The organism is Halobacteriovorax vibrionivorans (genome assembly GCF_003346865.1).
Classification (GTDB): Bacteria; Bdellovibrionota; Bacteriovoracia; order Bacteriovoracales; family Bacteriovoracaceae; genus Halobacteriovorax_A; species Halobacteriovorax_A vibrionivorans.
The window spans coordinates 558,693-578,884 of sequence record NZ_QDKL01000002.1; the positions used below are offsets into that span (position 1 = coordinate 558,693).

Annotated in this window: 27 protein-coding genes and 1 other RNA gene; 9 read left to right on the top strand and 19 right to left on the bottom strand. The window is 34.6% G+C overall.

Features of this window, described 5'->3' with window-relative positions; genetic code table 11:
- The 6 genes from DAY19_RS08520 to DAY19_RS08540 all read right to left on the bottom strand — a co-directional run bounded on the left by DAY19_RS08520 (position 1) and on the right by DAY19_RS08540 (position 4,477).
- Positions 1-429, bottom strand: coding sequence for a hypothetical protein (locus tag DAY19_RS08520; protein ID WP_115361378.1), 429 nt, complete (start codon positions 427-429; stop codon positions 1-3).
- The gene (locus DAY19_RS08525; protein ID WP_158536850.1) at positions 426-1,631 is read right to left on the bottom strand and encodes a TolC family protein; all 1,206 of its coding nucleotides are present in this window, start codon (positions 1,629-1,631) and stop codon (positions 426-428) included. Before DAY19_RS08525 ends, DAY19_RS08520 begins: the two co-directional genes overlap by 4 nt.
- A complete protein-coding gene (locus tag DAY19_RS08530; protein ID WP_133296922.1) occupies positions 1,624-2,532 on the bottom strand; it encodes an ArsR/SmtB family transcription factor in 909 nt (302 codons plus the stop codon). Before DAY19_RS08530 ends, DAY19_RS08525 begins: the two co-directional genes overlap by 8 nt.
- A 121-nt stretch (positions 2,533-2,653) precedes the next feature.
- Complete coding sequence (locus DAY19_RS15245; RefSeq protein ID WP_158536851.1) at positions 2,654-2,809, bottom strand: hypothetical protein; 156 nt, start codon at positions 2,807-2,809, stop codon at positions 2,654-2,656.
- Positions 2,810-3,489: 680 nt separating this feature from the next.
- On the bottom strand, positions 3,490-3,843 hold the full coding sequence (locus tag DAY19_RS08535) for a hypothetical protein (protein ID WP_115361385.1): 354 nt from the start codon (positions 3,841-3,843) through the stop codon (positions 3,490-3,492).
- A gap of 22 nt (positions 3,844-3,865) precedes the next feature.
- Complete coding sequence (locus DAY19_RS08540) at positions 3,866-4,477, bottom strand: helix-turn-helix transcriptional regulator (protein WP_158536852.1); 612 nt, start codon at positions 4,475-4,477, stop codon at positions 3,866-3,868.
- Between the two features lie 334 nt (positions 4,478-4,811).
- Between DAY19_RS08540 and DAY19_RS08545 the strand changes: the two genes are divergently transcribed.
- Positions 4,812-5,276 carry a recombinase family protein gene (locus DAY19_RS08545; RefSeq protein ID WP_158536853.1) on the top strand — a complete coding sequence of 155 codons (465 nt, stop codon included), beginning with the start codon at positions 4,812-4,814 and terminating at the stop codon, positions 5,274-5,276.
- A gap of 1 nt (position 5,277) precedes the next feature.
- Positions 5,278-5,439, top strand: coding sequence for a hypothetical protein (locus DAY19_RS15320; protein WP_167849492.1), 162 nt, complete (start codon positions 5,278-5,280; stop codon positions 5,437-5,439).
- On the opposite strand, the gene DAY19_RS08550 is transcribed toward DAY19_RS15320, so the two are convergent.
- From DAY19_RS08550 to DAY19_RS08570, 5 genes are all read right to left on the bottom strand, one after another.
- The gene (locus DAY19_RS08550; protein WP_115361391.1) at positions 5,428-5,682 is read right to left on the bottom strand and encodes a glutathione S-transferase N-terminal domain-containing protein; all 255 of its coding nucleotides are present in this window, start codon (positions 5,680-5,682) and stop codon (positions 5,428-5,430) included. The two genes, DAY19_RS15320 and DAY19_RS08550, sit on opposite strands and share 12 nt — an antisense overlap.
- Positions 5,679-5,843: a bacterioferritin-associated ferredoxin gene (locus DAY19_RS15250; RefSeq protein WP_158536854.1), complete on the bottom strand. Its 165-nt coding sequence runs from the start codon at positions 5,841-5,843 to the stop codon at positions 5,679-5,681. Before DAY19_RS15250 ends, DAY19_RS08550 begins: the two co-directional genes overlap by 4 nt.
- Before the next feature lie 104 nt (positions 5,844-5,947).
- Complete coding sequence (locus DAY19_RS08560) at positions 5,948-6,268, bottom strand: heavy-metal-associated domain-containing protein (protein ID WP_115361395.1); 321 nt, start codon at positions 6,266-6,268, stop codon at positions 5,948-5,950.
- A 7-nt stretch (positions 6,269-6,275) separates the two neighbouring features.
- Positions 6,276-6,623 carry a mercuric transporter MerT family protein gene (locus tag DAY19_RS08565; RefSeq protein ID WP_115361397.1) on the bottom strand — a complete coding sequence of 116 codons (348 nt, stop codon included), beginning with the start codon at positions 6,621-6,623 and terminating at the stop codon, positions 6,276-6,278.
- Positions 6,624-6,630: 7 nt separating this feature from the next.
- A complete protein-coding gene (locus DAY19_RS08570; RefSeq protein WP_158536855.1) occupies positions 6,631-7,029 on the bottom strand; it encodes a MerR family transcriptional regulator in 399 nt (132 codons plus the stop codon).
- Positions 7,030-7,269: 240 nt separating this feature from the next.
- Between DAY19_RS08570 and DAY19_RS15325 the strand changes: the two genes are divergently transcribed.
- On the top strand, positions 7,270-7,431 hold the full coding sequence (locus DAY19_RS15325) for a hypothetical protein (RefSeq protein WP_167849491.1): 162 nt from the start codon (positions 7,270-7,272) through the stop codon (positions 7,429-7,431).
- On the opposite strand, the gene DAY19_RS08575 is transcribed toward DAY19_RS15325, so the two are convergent.
- The 4 genes from DAY19_RS08575 to DAY19_RS08595 form a co-directional block, all read right to left on the bottom strand.
- Positions 7,424-8,029 carry a hypothetical protein gene (locus tag DAY19_RS08575; protein ID WP_115361401.1) on the bottom strand — a complete coding sequence of 202 codons (606 nt, stop codon included), beginning with the start codon at positions 8,027-8,029 and terminating at the stop codon, positions 7,424-7,426. The two genes, DAY19_RS15325 and DAY19_RS08575, sit on opposite strands and share 8 nt — an antisense overlap.
- Positions 8,007-8,675, bottom strand: a complete 669-nt coding sequence (locus DAY19_RS08580) for an argonaute/piwi family protein (protein WP_115361403.1) — start codon at positions 8,673-8,675, stop codon at positions 8,007-8,009. The genes DAY19_RS08575 and DAY19_RS08580 overlap by 23 nt, the downstream gene beginning before the upstream one ends.
- Before the next feature lie 485 nt (positions 8,676-9,160).
- Positions 9,161-10,099 (bottom strand): hypothetical protein, encoded by a 939-nt coding sequence (locus DAY19_RS08590; protein ID WP_115361407.1) that lies wholly within the window; start codon positions 10,097-10,099, stop codon positions 9,161-9,163.
- On the bottom strand, positions 10,092-12,002 hold the full coding sequence (locus DAY19_RS08595; RefSeq protein WP_115361409.1) for an AAA family ATPase: 1,911 nt from the start codon (positions 12,000-12,002) through the stop codon (positions 10,092-10,094). Before DAY19_RS08595 ends, DAY19_RS08590 begins: the two co-directional genes overlap by 8 nt.
- A 141-nt stretch (positions 12,003-12,143) precedes the next feature.
- Here DAY19_RS08595 and DAY19_RS08600 point away from each other — a divergent pair, with 141 nt between their 5' ends.
- The 6 genes from DAY19_RS08600 to DAY19_RS08625 all read left to right on the top strand — a co-directional run bounded on the left by DAY19_RS08600 (position 12,144) and on the right by DAY19_RS08625 (position 16,616).
- A complete protein-coding gene (locus tag DAY19_RS08600) occupies positions 12,144-12,833 on the top strand; it encodes a hypothetical protein (RefSeq protein WP_115361411.1) in 690 nt (229 codons plus the stop codon).
- A gap of 122 nt (positions 12,834-12,955) precedes the next feature.
- Positions 12,956-13,168, top strand: a complete 213-nt coding sequence (locus DAY19_RS08605; protein WP_115361413.1) for a helix-turn-helix domain-containing protein — start codon at positions 12,956-12,958, stop codon at positions 13,166-13,168.
- Positions 13,156-13,467 (top strand): helix-turn-helix domain-containing protein, encoded by a 312-nt coding sequence (locus tag DAY19_RS08610; RefSeq protein ID WP_115361415.1) that lies wholly within the window; start codon positions 13,156-13,158, stop codon positions 13,465-13,467. Before DAY19_RS08605 ends, DAY19_RS08610 begins: the two co-directional genes overlap by 13 nt.
- Before the next feature lie 80 nt (positions 13,468-13,547).
- A complete protein-coding gene (locus DAY19_RS08615) occupies positions 13,548-14,477 on the top strand; it encodes an AAA family ATPase (RefSeq protein ID WP_158536856.1) in 930 nt (309 codons plus the stop codon).
- Positions 14,478-14,594: 117 nt separating this feature from the next.
- The gene (locus tag DAY19_RS08620) at positions 14,595-15,698 is read left to right on the top strand and encodes a tyrosine-type recombinase/integrase (protein ID WP_115361419.1); all 1,104 of its coding nucleotides are present in this window, start codon (positions 14,595-14,597) and stop codon (positions 15,696-15,698) included.
- 48 nt (positions 15,699-15,746) lie between these two features.
- Positions 15,747-16,616, top strand: a complete 870-nt coding sequence (locus DAY19_RS08625; RefSeq protein WP_115361421.1) for an abortive infection system antitoxin AbiGi family protein — start codon at positions 15,747-15,749, stop codon at positions 16,614-16,616.
- 53 nt (positions 16,617-16,669) lie between these two features.
- Here the strand turns inward: DAY19_RS08625 and DAY19_RS08630 are convergent, their stop codons facing one another.
- The 4 genes from DAY19_RS08630 to DAY19_RS15145 form a co-directional block, all read right to left on the bottom strand.
- A complete protein-coding gene (locus tag DAY19_RS08630) occupies positions 16,670-17,200 on the bottom strand; it encodes a hypothetical protein (RefSeq protein ID WP_115361423.1) in 531 nt (176 codons plus the stop codon).
- Between the two features lie 159 nt (positions 17,201-17,359).
- Positions 17,360-17,731: a transfer-messenger RNA gene (gene ssrA, locus DAY19_RS08635) on the bottom strand.
- A gap of 368 nt (positions 17,732-18,099) precedes the next feature.
- The gene (locus DAY19_RS08640) at positions 18,100-18,588 is read right to left on the bottom strand and encodes a hypothetical protein (protein WP_115361425.1); all 489 of its coding nucleotides are present in this window, start codon (positions 18,586-18,588) and stop codon (positions 18,100-18,102) included.
- Between the two features lie 9 nt (positions 18,589-18,597).
- Positions 18,598-20,049 carry a hypothetical protein gene (locus tag DAY19_RS15145; protein WP_133296925.1) on the bottom strand — a complete coding sequence of 484 codons (1,452 nt, stop codon included), beginning with the start codon at positions 20,047-20,049 and terminating at the stop codon, positions 18,598-18,600.
- Positions 20,050-20,192 lie beyond the last annotated feature (143 nt).

The following is a 20,192-nucleotide window of genomic DNA, read 5'->3' on the forward strand; positions in this document are numbered from 1 at the left end:
TTAATCTACACATGCATCGGCTTCTGGGCCAAACACGTCAAGTTCTACAACCCTTAATAGGCCGCTATTTTCAATCACTACTTTATCTCCAACCTTGAACTGATTAGAGCTAAAAATAGCTTTATCTCCCTCAAAGTTTGGTTCAATTTCAACAGCGCGATACCAGCCATCTCGAAGCCTATATGCAGAATAAAAATCTAAAAAACTAATAATAGATTTCTTGGGTACTGTTACAATCGCACTATTGACTTCTTTTACAGTGATATTGAGGTTATTTTTCGCCTTCTCCGATAACTTAAAGCCTTCCTTTTCATTTGCAGCGATAACTGCTTTGCCCGGGCCTATTCGATCCTTTGACTTTGACTCTTCTTCGGCCTGAGCTGTAAATACTGAGAAGATAGTAAATATAATTAAAAAATAGTTTTTCATAAAAATTCCTTTGGGACTTCACCAGAATATGATTGGAGCATCCAGTATAATTTATAAATACTTAACTCTTTTTCCTGTACGGCCTCTAGTGTTTCTAGGGTTGAACGATAGCTTTCAACAATGCCAGATGGCTGAATCATTCCTTTGGAAAAGAGTTCTAGTGACTTAGAAACAGATTTTTTTATATTTTTTTGAGAAGGACTATTTTTTAGAAATTGAGCAATATCATAATATTGCTCAAAATATGTTCTAACTTTAGTCGACTCTCTAAGTTTAGTTCTGCTGATAAGTGATTGCGCTTTCGATAGCTTGGCACGACTTTCTTGTTTCGCGCCGCCATTTGTATTAAATAAAGGTAGTACAAATTCAATTTTTGCGCCAAACTCTATATCACTTCCACTTTGCTTTTCCATAACCGGGCCAATTGATATTTCTGGCCACGCTTTACTTCTTTGATATTCAAATTCGCCTTTGACCTGAGCTAAAGAGGCTAGAGCTAACTTACTGCTAAATGTTTCTTTTACCGAGTTTTTCTTTAGTACAGGCCAATTTTTTCTTTCCCTAGAGATTAACTTTTCGGACTCTTTAATATTTCGACCAATTGACAACTCTAAGAGATTTTTGGTCAACTTAAAGTCTTGTTTTAATGAAAGGAGCTGAGTGTCTAAAACTGTACTTTGCATAGTAAAAATCGTGACTGCCGTTTTTTCTTCTGGTGTACGTACGGCCTTTCCTTTTAGACGCCTTGTAAATGACTTAAGTGATTTTTTCATTTCTTCAAGTAAAGAAATTCTAGTAGAAAGCTGTCTATATTTCACTAAAGACTGTGAAATATCGGTCGCAACTCTGGCCTTAATAGATTGATCTTTTATTAAAGATTCATTGTTTTTTGCATTTGCAATTTCAATTCTAGCTGATCTTTTCCCGCCAATTTCGATAGGCTGTAAAATTGAGATATTTTGGTTCTTGTTAGAGTCGAAATTGAATTCAGACTCCACTTCGGGGTTCGGAATTTGTGCCGCTTCTGTACTACGTCCTTCTCTCTCTTCACGACTAAATTTTAGTGAAACAATTCTCTTATCCTTTAAAAGTGCACAAACGTAGAAATCGTTTGCAGACTTAATAGGTTCATTACAGTCGGTAGCATATATGGTTTGTGAAATTATTAAAAAGGGCATAATTGCCAAAATGTATTTATACATATTTTTTGTATCCTTTTCCAAAACTTTGATTCTTACTTTTATTAGCACTACTTCTTCTGCAACGATCATAAGATCTCTTTTTAAGTTCAACTTTAAACTTAGAAAGATCCTCTTTAAAATTACCGTCAGGGTCAGGAAGTTTTGCTATCATATTGTAAAAAAGTTTTGATTCTTTAGTTGGAACTAGTCGGTGGTAAACCATTCGACCTTCTTTTTCGGCCATAAGAAGTCCTGAATTCCTGAGAGATTTTAAGTGTCTGGAAATATTTACTTCTGGTTCTAAAAGTGCATCGGTCAGATCGCATAAGCAAACTTCTTCATTAGGCATGGAGACCAATACTCTTAAAATTCTAAGTCTGGTTCTATCTGATAAAGCTTTAAATATTTCTGTAGGTTCTATATTGACGTTGTACATACTTGCACCGTAGTGTAAGTATGTAAGTGTGTCAAACAAAACAATCGTACGAGGAGTAAAAATGAAAAAGACAGCTATTTTAATCGGATTAACTCTAGGTTTTTCGTTAATAAGTGCATCAGCAGATGAAATAACTGATAACTTTGTTAAACATTGCCAGAAGCATTGTAAAAAACAGAAGACCCCAGAAAAAATCCATAAATGTATAGAGAAAAAAGGTCGTCTGAATAAAAAGTTTAGAAAAACAAAGTGTTGGGAAGTTAATGAAATTTTTGAGAAAAAAGATGAGAAGTCAGAGTAAGCAGACTTTTTATTAATAGAAAATCTCAATCTATCTTCAATAAATAACAAATGCTCCCCAGAAGCCCAATTAAAGATTTGTTGGGCCTCTGGAAGCATTTGAAGAAGTTTTTTCTTCAAGCTCATAAAACATTTATTTTCTTCCAGAAAGTCTGGTTCTAAATGATTAAATAAGTTATTATTCAAAATCAAATCATTCCTCTTTCATTATTTCAGCTTCCACTAAAACTTCAGTATTATTACCACGTAAGCTTCTTCACAAAGTTAAAAAACCGGTCAACTACATTCGATGACATCCAAAACGTTCTTAGTTTCTAACCCGATCATTTGCTGAGTGACTTTTTTTACATTGTTTTAGGCCAGATGAATCAGTTGTTTTGGTACAGTTTTCATTAATTTTCTGCTTACTTGCGCAGCCAACAGTAAAAAGTGAAAGTACTAAGATAAAAATAAAACTTTTCATTATATCCTCCGGGATATTATTAAATTTTAAAAAATAGATTAATTAAATCACGTAAAAACACGCAATTGTGCATTTAAAGCTACGCTTAAAGTTTAAGCGAGTTGTTTAAACGTGTGAGATTGGGGGCCTGTAAATTTCAAGGAGGTATGTGCTTTTGAATGTAAGCTCATAAGCAATTAAAGCACTGTTTTTTCTGAAGGCCATTCGTAAAGAATAACCTTTTGCATTTAAGAAACTAAAGCAACATGTAGCGCAGTCGTAGCAGTCCTGACAACAATCACTATTTTCAGATTGAGATTGATTTCCATTGTATAGGCTATTTGATACACCAACCGATTTGACTACGTAAGATGTGCTATATTTAGATATTTCACTGGCTTCAGCATTATTATATGTACTTCCAGTGAAATTAAATCCTGAAAGAAAGCATATATTTAAAATCAAAAAACAGCGAAAAAGTAACCTCATGTCAACCAATCTACAACAAAAAGATCACAGAATCAATAATATCTTAAACGATTACTCTATTATTATTGACGATCCTCTTTGAGAGCTAGATTTCAAATCATAATTTTACGATCAATCATCTAATAACAAACAGTAAATAGAATACCAATTCTTTGTGTGATCCTTGTTGCATAACCTTGGAGCTTTTATCATTATAATGTCAAATTAGACTGCTAACTCGTATAACTTGTTTCAAGTCTTGAATGTTTGCTAATAAATTCACTTGATTGTCCTAAATAAAGCATTTCTTTCCACTTATTCTCTGAAACTTTGCCTTTCTTTTTCTCCCAAAGTCGCTTATCTTCGTGCGCCCAAGTGATAGATTGAAGCTGAAGTTTTTCAATATCGTCTTTTGTCACATTCTCAAGAAAGTAACTAATGAGAGCATCAAATGTAATTTTCCCACAATCCTCAGTCTTATTTGCCCTGTCCAAGAATTTATTTACATCTTTTTTTGTATTTTTTTTAACTCTAATAGAGGTATAGTTGTCATTTTTCACTGCTGAATTTGTTTCATATGTTTTCATAGTATTGTTCTCCTTAAAGGTTTTAGTTTTTAAATGTTGATAGTAGTGGATAAACAGCTTTAAGTTTATCTTCACCAAGTGACCTAATTATAGAAATACAATCGTCTTGAATCTCTGTGACAAAGACCTCTGACTTCATGTGATAATCAAAGTCATCCATTGTGAATCCATAGGCTTCTAAAATGTGTTGAATCCTGCTTTTAGGGATTTCAACTCTGCCGTTTTCAATGTGTCCAATGGCGGTTTTGTGATAGCCACAAAGAAAACTTGCCTTGTATTGGCTAAGACCTTTGAGTTTTCTAATGGCCTTTAAAACCTGTGCTTCTTTAGTGATAACCCTTTTGTAACTACGCCTGAGTTTTTTGTTCTCAATTACTTTTGGAATTGTGACAAACTTAGCTTTAACTTTGTCACTTTTTCCATTGCAGCAGTTATTAAAATCATCATAAGAAAAACCATATCCAGATAAAATTTCGTCAATTTTTGATCTAGTAAGTGCGGTTCTTCCATTTTCAAATTTTTCAATTGTCTTAAAGCTGACTCCTAAAAGAACGCCAGCTTCTCTTCGGTTCACACCCTTTATTCCTCTTAGTTTCTTAAGAGCTAGGGCCTCAATTTTGTTTTCGTTTCGCACATTTCCTCCTGTGGTTAAAACTTGCGACCTCCGCAGTGCCATCACTATGCTGGTTTAGAAATAGCAATTTCTGCCAGTGAGGTGATGACGGTTTAAATTTAAAAAATTCAACAGGTTGACTAAGAAAAAGTGCTACGAATATTTTTGAAAAAGTGGGGTGCTACTCCGGTAGCCACCGAGGTAGCCAAAAGTAGCCTTTTTAAGAAATTTCGAGAAATCTCACGAAATAAAAGAGATGAGTTGAAACCTTAACTGCCCGAAACCATTACCCTTTTAGTTTTAATGATTTAAGACAAAATCCTGAAATTGATATCTTCTGGACTATAGTAAAATGGTGGACGAAGGAAGATGCCACGCGCACCAGTCTTCATCCGTTGATAATAATTACTCAAGCCTTATTATACTGGCTTTTCACTACCTTTCAACGCCAATTCAAAATGAAGTACTTTTAAGGAAGCTTTATATCGAGATGGATTTATCCAGCTATCAGATCGCTGAAGTTTCTGGTTGGTCTAGGACTAGCATCAGTGATGCCTTGAGAATCCTAGATTTATCTAAAGAGACTAAAAAAGCACCAAATCTCAAATTTGGGGAAAAACTCGTTGGTGGTAAGCGTGTCCCCCATAAAGAAGAACAGAAAGTTATTAAGAAGATTATAACTCTTCGCAACAAGGGACTCTCGTTCAGGGCCATAGCAAATTACTTAAATGAAAAAAGGGTTCCATCAAAGCTTGGTAGAAAATGGAATAAAACAACGGTTGGAGACATTATCAACCGCAACCAAAATCAGGAGGCATAGCATGCGTGCGATAATTGAGATATTTCTTGCGATATTATTTACAGTGATTTCAGGAACAACAGTTTTAAATTTTTCAAGTAAAGCCATTAAAAAGGAAGCTATTTTAAAGGTTCACAAGGGGCTGCCATCTCTGGAAATGTTCACACAAAAATTAACTAAGTAATTTACTCCTGAAAAAATCAACTGTAGGTAAATTCAATGAACAACCTCCGCCATCAGCTAGTGATCCAAAAATAATTTCCTCATCAGCAATGACAGTTGGAGAAGAATAGTTTTTAAACTGATTTCCATCTGGCAGTGATGTTTGCTCAATTTTTTCAAAATCAATATCTAGCTCAGAGAGAATATTCATAATTTTCTGAGCATTAGGGCAACCATCAAAATATATAAACTTTATTTTTTTCATAAAGAACCACCCTTATGATGTTTTATAAAGCCCATGACATCGGCCATACAACATTTTCCAGATGGGTTTGAAGTTTCACAAAAGCAACCAGGGTCTTTCATTTTCTTCTTTATATCATTTACAATTTCTTGCTCATTATTGGAGTGAATAGCATCGAACAAAGACTGTTTGGAATGGTTGAAACAATAACAAATTAATCCGTCTAAATCACCACTGACTTTATTATTTACTATTTGTTTTTTATCACAACATCCCATTAAAACCTCTATTGTTGACCACAAGCAAGTTTTTTATGTGCCTTATCAAGAAACACATTGTATTCGGTATATTTTTCGATTGCTTTACTTACATTGCAGTCAGTTTCCGCTCCATTGTATTGCTTTTCATCAAACTTGATACTGGCAATACCCACTGATACATTTTGATCTAAGAACTTAACTCCCTCAGCTTTCTTTAATGCAACTTTAACGCCTAAAATACAACCACCACAAGTCATTCCTTTAATATAGTAGTCTTTGGTAACGGTATTATCAGCCAGAATTGAAAATGAAATCAAAAATGTAAGTAATAAAATTATTTTCTTCATAAGAATCCTAAATTAAGTAAATGCTCCAATATGGAAATGTTAAAAATCCCAAAATTAAAACAGTGGCACTCCACAGAATAATTCTATTCCACTTGTCTGCTTTTGGATTCGCACAATAGGAGTTTGAATCACATTCTTCAGTACTTTTCTTTCGATAGGTAAAATAAAAAGCAGAGCCGAGTAAAATGATTGTTATAAATGTTAAGTATGGACGATATGGCTCCATTTTTGACAAAACGCCAGCACTTGAGACTCCCAATACAGCAAAAAGAACTGGGCCAATGCAACAAGATGCCGCTGCAATTGATGCAAATATACCGCTAATCAATGTTGCTTTTTGAGCTTTATTTTCCATAAACCATTCATCCTAATAGTTCTAAGAAGTGACAATTTGAATCACCTTTAGAAGATTCACACTTTTTAGAAACCTTTTTTAATGCACTCTTAATTTTCTTTAGCTCAGTAATTTTTCTATCAATATCAAGTTCTTTTTCTTTAATTTTATCCAATGTGAGCGAACATTTCCCATTTCTATTTATTTTAATATTAATAAGGTCTTTAATTTCATTTAACGTAAACCCAAGCTCCTTTGAGGTTACTATGAACTGTAATACACTCGAAGTATATGAATCGTAAAAACGATATCCTTTTTCACTTCTATTAGTAGGATTGATTAAGCCTTTGTCTTCATAGAAACGTATTGTATCTATAGAAACACCAGATTCTTTAGATAGCTCACCAATTTTAAGTAGATTCTTCATAACTAGCTCCATGATCTATTATAAACCATGGAGTATAGTCCAGACTCAAGACCTTTTAAAGCGCAATGATTTTGATAACTTAGAGTACTCTTCAATAAGTAAAAATAACTAGATCGTTCATCTCGTTAGCAATAAATTTCAAAAAAGCTTCTCTTAATGAAAAACAGGTTCTTGGTGGAAAATGGAATAAAACAACGGTTGGAGACATCATCAACCGCAACAAAAATCAGGAGGCATAGCATGCGTGCGATAATTGAGATATTTCTTGCGATATTATTTACAGTGGTTTCAGGGACTACGGTTTTAAACTTATCAAGTAAGACCATTAAAAAAGAAGCTCTTATAAAGGTTCAAAAAGGACTTCCATCGTTAGAGAGCTTTACTAAAAAAATGACTAAGTAGTAAAGGTCGGGTTCCAGCTTGGAAATCTTTTTTGAAGATCAATTTTTTGATCTTCTACAAACTGGTTGCTTTGAACTATGCCTGATTTGAAATAAATATCATAACCAGCCTGCCTTAGACACTTAGCAACCTCATCAGTACCAGCTTGCTTCTCTGTGTAAATTTTTAAAAAATCAGGCATTAGGCAGATATTCCAACCTGCTGTAAAAAAATTAGGGTCAAAAACCCTTTCCCAAATATGAGCGACATGAAGCCCTTTAGAGACATTTCTATTTTTGCCCCCCATTCTTAAACCTGCATATTGGCCAAAGGCTGTACGAGCCTTGTTATTATCGTAAATATTTATTTCTCGACCGTCCCATGTGCTCTTATTTCCTCTTTTGACACCTTTATGATGTTCATTAGATTCTCTAGCTGCATCTGGAAACTTAACAGGTGTTTTAACTAATTTTTGAGGGTTTATAAATAAAGTTGAATTAAGCATCATCAAAATAACTTCATCTGTCGTTTTTCCAGTAACATTTTTAAATAATTCAAATGAGCTAACATTAACAATATCCACTTTTTCCCCAACTTTATATAAAATACCTAAAATCATAAGGAATATTCAATAACAACTCATCCTGTTTTGAATATCGTGATAAAACTTTAGAAAAATCAATTGTGACAGGTAGAGTTTTGTATAACTCACCAGCATTCCAGTTCATTTTAGTTAATTTCATTATGTCATTAGCAATCTCATCTAAAGATGATTTTCCTGCATATCTTGTGATTTTTAACGGCGCAGGGATTCCTCTTGCTCCCTTATAGTAATCCTTTTTTTGATTTAGAAAATCAGTGCTTGGAATATTTCCGTGAGTAAACAAAAGGAACGAGTTATCATCTAACTGAATTGTCGTTCCACGGTCAACTGGATAACTTGCTGGCTGCTTCTTTTTCCTGTCTCCCTTTATTCCACGCCACAAGGGGTAATGCTGAATATGCAATAATTCAACATCTATACCTTTTGTTGCTTGTAAAATACCTTCAATCTCAGATTCGATAAAAGGAGTTGTCTTGTGAATTATCAATTTTTTTAATTCTGCATTGGTATCCACTTTAAAATAAATTTCTTTTAATGAATTAATCAGTCTCCTTGAGTCTTCTTTACTCATATAGGGGGTTTTGCCAATAAAGATAGGCTTGTTTATTGGATTTAAAAAGAACCTTGCCCCTCTACCTTTTGAGTCAAAGACTTGGCTCATACCGATAGTGACCGCGGTAAAAACCGCCCTGAGCGTCCTGAACGATCTCAGCCAACCCAATCAGGGGTTGTCCTACCTTTCTATAAAAAAGCAAAAACATTTGAATTTAAAGACGAAAAAAAACCGGCAGTCTTTAAGACTCCGGTGCGCATGGTATCTGGAATGGTGGAGGTGGTGGGATTGCCAAGAATGGCCAAACAAAGCTAATAACCGACGATTACAACAGAAAACGTGTGGCAAAACTAGACCACAATCAAATAACTAACCAAAATCACATAAGGATTTGGGCCTACTGTCTCCTTCATTATTCTAGTGTGGAGGGCAATATTCTATTTTGCCACATATCTGCCACACGAAAAACGGCCAATGGCGACGGTCCTAGAAATATCTCACCAATCAGAATTTAATGACTTATCATTTTTGAAATTTCTCAGAGACTTTTCATTAAAAATTTAGTGAATTTTGCCACACGGTTTGCCACAAAATTAATCATGTGCCATTTTTTCTTCAAAACAAAAATTACAAATCATTTCTTGCTCTTCAGGACAGAACATTCTTTGACAATGTGAGCACTTGTCCCAACGACCATCACGGGAGCTTCCTCCACAAGTAAAACAACTATAAAGGGAATCCTCATCAACAACACAAGTTTCAAATCCACAACTCGGACAGTCAATATAGGAGTCTTCAACTACTGGATTGTGCTTTGGATGATAATCCATATATGCAGAATGTTTATTGAAGTATAGGTTAGCAGCATCATTTGGATCATCATTTTTTTCATGACAGAAATAGCAATATGCCCCATTTTCTACTTCTAGAAATTTCTGATCACAAAGGTAGCAAGTTAACAATAACTGTCCATTTCTAACTTCTAAATTCGCTCTCTTTGTATTTTCTTCAACTAGTCTAATGTTTACACCTAATTGCTCACGAATTTTCTGTAGAGCTTGCTTTTCATTTTCCAATATCTCTTCTGTATCTATGTGTTCAGAAATAAACTCCAAAACTTCAATGACTGCCTTTACAGATAAAGATTCAAATACTGTACTTGATTCAGAAAACTCAAAATGCTCGATTCTATTTCTAATTTTTCTAATCTTTTCTAGTTCAAACTCAAATTCTTTTGTTAATTCAAGACCAATAACATTTTTGAGTCTGCTAATTGTATCTTTGATTCCAATTGACTCAAAGTCACCATTTTGAAAATCTTTGAAGTTAGGCTCTTTTCGCTTATTAAAAAGTAAAGACCAATGCTCTCTCCTAAGTAACTCCTTCATTACTAACAAGAAACCAGAGTAGATATTTAGAAGTGCATACTTTTTTGACCGAACATTATCCTCTCCTAACTTAATCATTCCCTCTAAAATGAAATCTAACCCATTATGTAAAAGTGATTGTTCAAAACCATGATGATCAGACATAAACTTCCCCAATAAAACCTTCGCCTAACCCCTTCTTGATCAATGTCCTTGCGTTCTCACAATCTTTTAGTGCATTTATACACTTTGATACAAAATTAGTCACAGCGAATTCTTGATTAGCTATAGCAATAAGTCCCTTATTATTATAAACACCTAAAACACTATCATATTCTTTATTTGTTAATATTGACCTTAGTTCATCAATTCTAGATGAGTTCCACTTTTCAATTTCTATTCCCGATTGCACTTCGTTAAATCGTTCTAATAAATCATTTAGCTTTCTTGCCTTTCCTAGACTAATTCGCCCTAAATTAAACTCTAATTTTCGATAAATATATTTTAAAGATTGAGTCTCTATTTCATCTTCAAATTTTTTAAATATTCGACTCTTAAAATCATCTAAACTTAGAGAATTATGTAATAATCTTGTATCCATATATTTTAAGAACTCCTCTGATAGAAATAGACTTTCAATTTCCGAACAGTTTAAGGTATAAATCTTACTTTGTTTTAACTTTTCTTTTTCTTCACTTGATCGAAAGTCAGCATCTATTATCCCGAAAACTTCAGAGTTTAAAAGACCTGTATTTTGAAAAGCTTTTGTATAATTTATAACATTAGTACAACTGCCGACTGGTAGGACCTCTAAAAGAGGAAAGAGAGCGCGGTATGTTTTAAAGTCATTACTTTCTGAGTCCCCTTCACAGAAGACTACTTTCTTCTGGGTACCTAGCAATCGCAAAAGTAACTCTTCAGGAATATCGTTAGAAGTTACGACTTCAAAATCCCATTTATTTGGGTTAGAGAAACTTTTCATCCATAACTTTGGAGCATCCTCCATACTAACAGCAAAGTCTAAATCATGAGTTAAGTAAATAAATATACAGTCAGGTCTTTCTTTTTCAAGAAGTCTCCATAACTGATTCACTATTGTTTTATGTAAATGTATCTCAGGCTCATCTACAATAATCAAGCTGTCCCTCGGTGCCTGAACGATTTGAGCAGCAAGATATAGTACAACCTTCTCGCCCTCACTCATTGAGATAGGGTGATATCTTGATTTTCTCCCCTCAGTAAAGACACATATATTTATATTATCTTCATCTAAGTCAATCTCTCTATGCTTTATTACAGTATTCCAAATTCTAAAAACCTTTTGCAGAAGACTCTCTTCCATTTCAGTTGGTACTCCAATTCTTATATTTTCGAGGTTTTTTCTTAAAAACTCTGAATTATGTCTACCTTGGTCTGCTATTAAGTTACTCAATAAAACATTAAATTCTGATGCACCATTAGTATATGAGTTAGGCTCCTTGTAGGTTCTATGTTGACTTTGAGTTCTTTTTAAAAGATCTGAAGTATGTTTCGTCGATTGGAGGACTTTAAAGGTATCAATTTTTAAAAAACGCTGTGCAGAGATAACTATCCCAGCTGTTCTTAATGTTGTTTTGATATAGGATGCAAAAGATGATTTTCCACTACCATTCGCTCCAACAATTACGGTATGGTTGTCAAAATAACTTAGGTTTTTATAAAAACTAGCATTAAATATCAAATTATCAATTAAGGCTTCATTTGATCCGATCTTTGCTTTTACGGTATTTCTAACCTGATTCATCTGTACATCGCTATGACCTGCATACACAGAAGCATTTATTTCTTCTTTGTAAGGAAGACTCTTAACTAAAATCTTAAAATCACTCAGTATCTTCTCTTTGTACAAGGGAAATCTCTCTACAACTTTAGCTTCTTCTAGATATGAAATATAAAATGAGTCCCACTTTTCTTTAATATGCTCGAATGACTCCTGTACACCTATCACTTTCGTTGCAACATCAAAATTACTTACTAGTCTATTTGTCTCTTCCAAGTACTCTGGAACCACATTTCTTATAACATTCATCAATAATCTCTCCGTTTTATATATTTTAATAATAATATATCTTATATAAAATAGCGATTAGCAGTACATATACTAACCATATAATAACAGCAACTTACACATCCATTTTGAACTTTTAAAAGAATACTGATAGACAAAGAAATGAAAAAAAAATTCAATCTCTACTTCGACAATGACAAAACGATATCAATCACTGCCAAAGAGGCTCTAGATTTCTTTGGAGAACAGCTAGATGGTAAAGATCGCAATATCTTTGAGTTTAAGACAGATGGTATTTTAAAACTTAGAGAATACCTTAAAACAGTTATTTCAAATGGAGATCAAGTTGAAGTAATCGTTTTTATACTTAAGCAATTCAATATCATTTTAACTCTTAATAAGTACTACTCAAAAAAACATTTCAGATCGACTATCTATAATCTTCCTTCAAGTGTAGATGAAGTAAAGCAAGAAGAAATGAAACTTAGGTTTGAAGACCTTGATTTTCCGCCAGAAGAGCTAAAAAGAATTGAGAAAAATCTAAAAGTTCCTGATACATATGAGTATCTTTTCAAACAAAAAAACGAGTCAAAGTTTTTTAAATTAAATAGAAAAAATAAGTTCTACTATGAGTATATGTTCTATGTAATTACAAGGAAAATATACAAGGACTTATTTCCTGATAACTACTGGAAAGAATACATAAGCTTCCTAAAGCTCTGTCATAAACATATTGGTGAAGTCTTCATCAAAAAACTCGACTTTAATCTCCTAGACGTAAAGGACTTTCAAGAAAGGCTAAGATATTACGAAGGATTAAAGGACCTACAACTATCCGAAAATACTAAATAGTACCCCCAGAAAACTGGCCGTTTTTTTTGTAGGCCAGTCTTCTGGTTATTAGACCATTACCAAATCTCTATTCTTTTAAACAACTCAGCAATGATGCTGACAATTTTAAAAGGATATTGATTATGGAAAATTCCACAAAAGCATTACTTAACATCGAAGAAGCTTCTAGCTTCCTCTCAGTCAAAGTCTCAAGACTTCGTACAGCAGTATTTCGAAAAGAAATACCATTCGTAAAATTTGGCCGTCTAGTACGTTTCAAGAAAGAAGAACTTCTAAAATGGATTGACTCAAACACAGTCAAAGCAAACGAAGAGGATTCATCATGGCTTTGGTAACGAAGAATTTCACGAAGATTCCAAATGAGCTGTTTCAATGCAAGAAACTAAGCCCTAAGGCCATCGGACTTTACGCATACCTTATGTATCGATCTTACACAGGACATACGAGAGGCTTCTTTCCGTGCCAGAAAAAGATCATGAAAGACTTAAGTATCGGCAGTCAATCAACGCTCAAAAAGTTGATTGATGAACTTGTGGTCTATGACTTTCTAGAGTTTAGAAGAGGATCAATTTTCACAGGAAATAGTCGCTATATTCTCCTAATACCCAAAATTTGCACAAATAATACGAGCTAAAACTGCTCATATTATATGAGCAATAAATGGGTACATTAAAAGATAATATAAGAATATTAGTGCAAAAAATGGAGTTTACTATGAAGCACATGAAATCAGTTAAGGATATACGCTTCATGCTTGATGAAGAAGTATTAAAACCAAAAGAACAAATAAAGAGACATAGTCTCGATCAAATTCAAATAAAAGAACCAAAAGAAGAATTTAAAACGAAGTATAAGTTTTTAAAAGCTCACAAAGGTTTTCAAAGAGGACACACTCATGTCTTCTTAGGAAGAACAAACAAAGGTAAATCAGCTCTTGTACAGTCTCTTGCTTGCGAGAATATCGTTAGAGGTCAGAACACCCTACTCTTTCTCTCAGAGGGCGAGAAAGGCGATGTTAAACGACGTATAGATACAATGTTATCTCTTAAGTATAAATCTGTTGAAGAACGTAATCGCATCATGCGAAGCCTTATACTTATAGATGAGTCTGACTTAGATCAAGCGACTATTCATGACCCACAATCATGGGTAGCTTCGCTATTTAAGTTTGTGAAAGAGTATGAGATTGACTTAGCTTATATTGATAATTTCTCAACTTGCTCTTTTGGTGATTCTTCCCCCGAAATTCAAGCGAATTTCATGAAAACACTTTGTGCTACAACACAGAGATATCAAATTGCACTAATAGGAGTTGTCCATCAAGCCAAGTCCGTAGCACCTGATAAAGAACTCACAATTGAAGATATTCGTGCAAATTCAGCTTTTATGAACTCCCCTTCATTCGTGTATGCCTTGAATAACTTTTGTAATTACAAAGATCAGTCTAAGCGAGTCTTATCAATTCTTAAATCACGTCTTGATGGCGATATCATCGGTAACTACTATGATCTAAGCTACAAAAAGTACAAAAATGAAGGTTTTTATGTAAAAGATCAGCAAATAGATAACAAGATCGCTAAAGAGCTGTTTTTTCGCAACAAATCGCAACGTTTTACTACAAAAAGCTTCCAAAAGAGTTGGTAAAAAGTATGAAAGGCCTTTTCTTATTTTCTATATTTGGTATAAGTCTAGTGCTCTTTCACATTCGAATAATCAGGACGACAGTAGGCCACAAATCCTTTTTTCAAAAAAGGAGTAAAAATGGCTAAATTAGACGAGGACAAAAAAGGTACAAAAACGAGCAAAAAGTGTTCGAAAACGAGCGAAAACGCTCAAAAACAAAAAAAGTACCGAGTTGATATTCGTATGCCTCACGGCAAGCGTATATCAAAAGTTTTTTACCGAAAGTACGATGCTGACCAATTCCGTGCAAAGATGCTCGTTGAGAGGCAACGTATTATCGACACAGGCGTAAACATAGACGGCGAAATCACGTTTAAAAAGTTTGCAGAAATGTGGCTTAGAGAACACGTCATAGGACGAAAAGCAGAGAAAACGATTCGTGGATATAAGTCGAATTTTAAAATGTATATCCTTCCAGTTCTTGGTGAAGTGAAGTTAAAACACATCAACTACCACCATGCCAAAAAACTTGAGAGCTACGTTCTCAAACAAGGCAAAAAGAATCGAACAGTTAATAAAGTGATGATGGTTTTAAAGACTGTTATCAACGAAGCGGTTAAACTTGATTACTTAGTTAGAAGCCCTATTCGTGGCTTTAAGGAATTAAAGGAAGACCCTTCACAACTTGAATACTGGTCTAAGGAAGAGATAAAACAATTCATCGACAAGAATCAAAATAATCCTTTGCTCGACTTTTATCAGATGACTCTTAACACAGGACTAAGACTTGGCGAGATTTGTGGTTTATGTTGGGATAGAGTTGACTTCAATGGTGGCTTCATTAGCATCAATCGCTCTCTAACAAGAGAGGGCCTTAGAAACACGACAAAGACCCATAAAGGCCGATACATTCCAATGAATGATAAGGTTAGGGCCATACTCGAAAATCGTCTTAAAACACGAAATTCGCAGTTCGTTTTTTCTACACCTAGTGGCGAAGCTCTACCTTACAGCCATATTAACCAAAGACACTTTAAAAAAGCACAACGAGTTGCGGGCCTTTCAAAAATAATTCGCTTTCACGATCTAAGGCATACATTTGCGAGTCACTTTATGATGAATGGAGGAAACCTCTATACATTGCAGAAATTATTAGGGCACTCCGACATCAAGACGACAATGATCTATGCTCACTTAGACAAAGATTTTATGATTGAAGCCGCTAACGTTGTTTCGTTTTAAAAATATCTCCTCTTTCAAAGAGGAGATATATTTATTAAGATAAAGAACATGTTTATAACCTTTACTAGAGAATACAAATATTTAATTGATAATATCAAAAATGGTTTTTTATTTCAGAATCATAAGATTGAATATAAACCTTCAACAGAACATACACTCAGTAAGCTAATTCCATTATGGGACGAATATAAAATAAAATCTCCAAACAAAGACTTTCTCGTAAACTTATACAAGAAACATGAGGGAATAAACTCTAATTTCTATAATGAGTTAAGTAATAAGTTATCTAATAGCAAAGCATTTGGAGTCAATTTTTTGCGAGACCTCGTTTCCTATAATTGCGATTTTATAGGTATGAAGTGCTTCACTGAAATTAGAAATAACCAAAAGATTCATCCTCAACATACAGGTTTTTTTGGTGAATATGGTATTTTAATGAAACATGAATGGATGATTAAAAATGGAGGCTCTCCTGTAGTATATGTTGATCCAAGCCTTCAATTTTCAAACCTTATAGGAAGCACTTTAAGTATTTTACAAACACTCGATGACTGTACTCAACATCTAGCAGGATTTAAAAGTACATACGTTCATAAAGAAATTTTCAATGTATTAGCTTTTGTAGAAGTAGCAGCTCATTCATTTGAATATGAATGGAGAATTGTTCACCCTTTCGATATAAATAAGTTGAACACAGAAAAAGAAGAAAAAGAACGAAGACTTCCATTCACTATTAAAGATGTTCACTCTATTTTTGTTCCCAATATTCAAGAGAGAGAAAAACTAGAAAAAGATCTTACCTATCAGTTAAAAGATATTCCCAATAACGAAAAACCTAAAATTCTTCTTACTAACAATATTATTTTAAGCGATAAAGATATTGAAAATATTGACAAAATTTTAGAACGAAATGAGTAACAGCTACTTTGTTCATTAATCTTGCAAAAAGAAAAGCTCCTAGGTGTCCTTACTTAAAGCGATATAACATATTGACTTACCCAAGTACGCGAAAGCCAACCTTCTTGAATTTTAACTTTTACAGGAAATCCTTCATGTATATTTTGATGGCTTTTCTTACAAAAGGCTTGGCTTGATATCTTTTCACCGTTTTTCTTGTTTAAAAGATAATAACATTTTCCACCGTCATTATTTATTACCTCAGGACCTAAAAAGTATATATCACTTACAGCTTTCTTGTTAGCGAACTTATAGTTTAAGAATTGAGTAGTTCCATATATGCAATATGATAAAGCTCCAATCGTACTTAATAATATATAAAACCTACCCAGCTTATCAGGGTGGAAACTTCTCAAGAGTCTTGATATAAAGCTAGCAATAAGAACTGATAAAATAAGAGAATAGAGATACCAATCAAATTGAAAACTAATCTCTAGGCCTTCTTTTCCAAGGAAGCTATCATTTAAACCTGCAACAACTATAGTATAAATAAGAAAAATAAAGAATGGAGTTGCATACACAAGTTGCTTAGTAATGTTATTCATGAAGACCTCAGAGAATTTACCTTTTGGATAATTATAACTCAGATCATCAATTCAATCATTTTTATCAAGGAACACTAATTACAACCCCTGCCACACCGTTGCCACACGACAAGGCAACCACCACGAAAAGCTGAATAATATTAAATAGTTAGAAGATCGTGGTGGAGGTGGTGGGAATCGAACCCACGTCCGAAATGACGTCTTGATAGCGGCCTACGTGCGTAGTCTTCATTTATCGTCAGAAGACAAGACTGTCCGAGATAGGTGACCTCGGCGAACCCCGGTGACAGATTAACGAGATGCCCCGGCAGCCTCGGAACCTAGTTAGCCAGCAGATTCAACTGGGTCGCTACATTCTGTTTCTTGGCAGTAGCGCCTCACAAGACTAGATCCTAAAAATAATTAGGCAGCCATTGGCATTGCATAATCGTCTGCAATTAAACGTCGGTCTCCTTTTTACCAGGACCATGGACACCAGCCTGGACACGCCCGGATACCTGTCAGCCATCCCGTCGAAACCAGGGCACCCCCATTAGATTTTGACACGGATATTGGAACAAATATTCGTAAGCGGCAGTATAGCACAGCATTTCAAAAGTGGAAAGAAATCGGTTCAGAAGATTATTTGAATAGCCCCCATATAAAAAGACCCCGTATAAAACGGGGTACTTCTTTGGCAAATCATAGAATTGTGATTTCGAAGGCACAAAACTACTAATAAAAAATATACCATATTTTGCCAATTTCCTCCATTCTTCCTCAATGAGGAGGACTCTTTCAGGAGTTGTTCATGGAAGGACTTTGGCAAGTCATAGAAATCACAGTGATAATAATTCAGTTAATTCTGGTTCTAAGAAAATTGTGATTTCGGGGGCGCTGCGAAAGTTGCGCCCTTTTTATCATTCATTTTTTAAATTCGCTTTTCCAAGAATTGTTCCTCCAAAATATAAGATTTCACATAAAAGCAGAAACGTTAGGGCATAAGAACTTGCCTCGAGCACTGGAATTATCAATCCCTTCATTGAACCAAGGGTTAAGTTTACACTGCTATAAATTAGAAAGTTCCAAATCAAAATAGCGCCTACTAGCTCAATATTTTCAGATTTAGAAAAAACTCTTCTAATTAATGGGCCAAGCTCATCATCCTGAATTAAAGGTGCTTCAATACTTGGATTCACTCTCTTTATCGCTTTATATAAAACTCCAAGCATTACAATCTCAAGTGCAAAAGAAATGACAAGGAATAACAAGGACTCTACGAAAACATATCCCCATAATAACTCGGCGCTTGAATGACTGGCATATCTTCCATAGCTATCAACTCCGCCTAGAATGGATACAACGATAGGTACGAAAATTAATAAATACAACATTCTCTTACTAACCATGACTGATTCCTAGTTTCCAAATTGTGGTCTTCCAAAGTTTATTTGTAAGTCCTGAAAATTAATTTCAATTTTATTTCTTAAGTTTAACATATTATCAAATTGATCAGGAGCACCATCTCTAACTCGGCCAAGAGTCTTATTAACCTCATCTCCTTTACAACCACTACTGCTCTTACACTCATCATCCTTCTTAGGCTTCACATGACCTTTTTTTGGCTTGTCCTCACCTTTCTTTGGCTTGTCCTCACCTTTCTTTGGCTTAACTTCATCTTTCTTTGGCTTATCCTCATCTTTCTTTGGCTTATCCTCATCTTTCTTTGGCTTATCCTCATCTTTCTTTGGCTTATCCTCATCTTTCTTTGGCTTATCCTCACCTTTCTTTGGCTTGTCTTCACTGTCAGCTTTAGGCTGATCACCTCCCCCAACACGAGGACTATTAATTTCCGGCATCTCTGGTTCGACTTCAGGAGTATCCGGAGCTCCCGTTCCAGACCTTGGTTGATCAGGCTTTGGTGTCTCTACTTTTTCTTTAGCTTTTACTTTCTTTAATGCTGAGTACGCTACTCCTAAGCACCCTATGCTACAAGTTAGGCCAGTCTTAATAGCGACAGGCGCCAAAGCTCCACCAGAAAGAACACTACCAACTACAGTAATCCCTGTAACAGTCCCACAAATACCAAAGCACAACTTAGTTCCACCTGTATCAACTCCACTAGCAGCAGAATAAAGCAAACTATTCTTATCCTGCTCAAGTTTATTTGCAAGAATCGGACTAATCATTTCACCTTCATTCATTCCGGGCCCACTATTTCCCATACGAGGCTTTAGACCATTAGACATACCATTTTCCTTATCTATTTCAGGTGCACCTAGACTGCCATCAAACTCATTGCCAAATTGTCCCATGCGAGGACCACCGAATTGATCCTTACTTTGCTCACGTTTTGTGGGATTAAAATTGGATGGCAGATTCAATTGTCTTTTTGGAGCATCAAAATTTGGATCGTAATTTCGATCAATTTCGATTCCAAAATCCTTTTCAAGAGTGTCCCCAATGGCAGGGTTTAGTGTATTTACGATATTTGCCATGCTTTGCACTTTGTCTTTCTTACCAAGAGATGCGTACATATCCATAAATACAATAGCAGGATCAACAAAAGCTGCATGAATTCCGTTGTCTCGAATATTATCCTTCATTTGAGACAATGTTGTTTCACGATCATTATTTGCATTATTAAAATCCATGCGGATTTCATCCACGAAATTTGTCACAAGCTTATCAAGCATAGAGTTTGGGAAAGCTTTACCAAGCTCATTTGTGAAATCCTCTTCAGCTTTCAAAAATGCTTTAAAATTTGTGGCCCTTTCTCTAAGGCATTCAGCATCTAAACAATCATTTAAAGACTTCGCCCAAGATGAACTTGTTAGAAGTATCGCCAATATTAAAATTAAGTTCTTCATAGAGTCTCCCTCGTTAATTTTGAAGTTAACGAAAACTACTCCAAACACGTTTCAAAAACGAAAAATTCCCTATCTGGAATAGATATTTCTTTAGATGAAAAATTTGAATGAATTCAATGAGATGACATGGCCCAAAATAACAA

Bases quoted from the DNA above. Each gene is read 5' to 3' on its own strand.
- DAY19_RS08590 (WP_115361407.1), bottom strand. From the start codon at position 10,099: ATGTCTGATCATCATGGTTTTGAACAATCACTTTTACATAATGGGTTA.
- DAY19_RS08525 (WP_158536850.1), bottom strand. From the start codon at position 1,631: ATGTATAAATACATTTTGGCAATTATGCCCTTTTTAATAATTTCACAA.
- DAY19_RS08520 (WP_115361378.1), bottom strand. From the start codon at position 429: ATGAAAAACTATTTTTTAATTATATTTACTATCTTCTCAGTATTTACA.
- DAY19_RS08535 (WP_115361385.1), bottom strand. From the start codon at position 3,843: ATGAAAACATATGAAACAAATTCAGCAGTGAAAAATGACAACTATACC.
- DAY19_RS08605 (WP_115361413.1), top strand. From the start codon at position 12,956: ATGGAAAATTCCACAAAAGCATTACTTAACATCGAAGAAGCTTCTAGC.
- DAY19_RS08600 (WP_115361411.1), top strand. From the start codon at position 12,144: ATGAAAAAAAAATTCAATCTCTACTTCGACAATGACAAAACGATATCA.
- DAY19_RS08610 (WP_115361415.1), top strand. From the start codon at position 13,156: ATGGCTTTGGTAACGAAGAATTTCACGAAGATTCCAAATGAGCTGTTT.
- DAY19_RS08615 (WP_158536856.1), top strand. From the start codon at position 13,548: ATGAAGCACATGAAATCAGTTAAGGATATACGCTTCATGCTTGATGAA.
- DAY19_RS08560 (WP_115361395.1), bottom strand. From the start codon at position 6,268: ATGAAGAAAATAATTTTATTACTTACATTTTTGATTTCATTTTCAATT.
- DAY19_RS15245 (WP_158536851.1), bottom strand. From the start codon at position 2,809: ATGAAAAGTTTTATTTTTATCTTAGTACTTTCACTTTTTACTGTTGGC.
- DAY19_RS08640 (WP_115361425.1), bottom strand. From the start codon at position 18,588: ATGGTTAGTAAGAGAATGTTGTATTTATTAATTTTCGTACCTATCGTT.
- DAY19_RS08575 (WP_115361401.1), bottom strand. From the start codon at position 8,029: ATGATTTTAGGTATTTTATATAAAGTTGGGGAAAAAGTGGATATTGTT.
- DAY19_RS08565 (WP_115361397.1), bottom strand. From the start codon at position 6,623: ATGGAAAATAAAGCTCAAAAAGCAACATTGATTAGCGGTATATTTGCA.
- DAY19_RS08625 (WP_115361421.1), top strand. From the start codon at position 15,747: ATGTTTATAACCTTTACTAGAGAATACAAATATTTAATTGATAATATC.
- DAY19_RS15145 (WP_133296925.1), bottom strand. From the start codon at position 20,049: ATGAAGAACTTAATTTTAATATTGGCGATACTTCTAACAAGTTCATCT.
- DAY19_RS15325 (WP_167849491.1), top strand. From the start codon at position 7,270: ATGCGTGCGATAATTGAGATATTTCTTGCGATATTATTTACAGTGGTT.
- DAY19_RS08620 (WP_115361419.1), top strand. From the start codon at position 14,595: ATGGCTAAATTAGACGAGGACAAAAAAGGTACAAAAACGAGCAAAAAG.
- DAY19_RS08550 (WP_115361391.1), bottom strand. From the start codon at position 5,682: ATGAAAAAAATAAAGTTTATATATTTTGATGGTTGCCCTAATGCTCAG.
- DAY19_RS08630 (WP_115361423.1), bottom strand. From the start codon at position 17,200: ATGAATAACATTACTAAGCAACTTGTGTATGCAACTCCATTCTTTATT.
- DAY19_RS08595 (WP_115361409.1), bottom strand. From the start codon at position 12,002: ATGAATGTTATAAGAAATGTGGTTCCAGAGTACTTGGAAGAGACAAAT.
- DAY19_RS15320 (WP_167849492.1), top strand. From the start codon at position 5,278: ATGCGTGCGATAATTGAGATATTTCTTGCGATATTATTTACAGTGATT.
- DAY19_RS08580 (WP_115361403.1), bottom strand. From the start codon at position 8,675: ATGAGCCAAGTCTTTGACTCAAAAGGTAGAGGGGCAAGGTTCTTTTTA.
- DAY19_RS08570 (WP_158536855.1), bottom strand. From the start codon at position 7,029: ATGAAGAATCTACTTAAAATTGGTGAGCTATCTAAAGAATCTGGTGTT.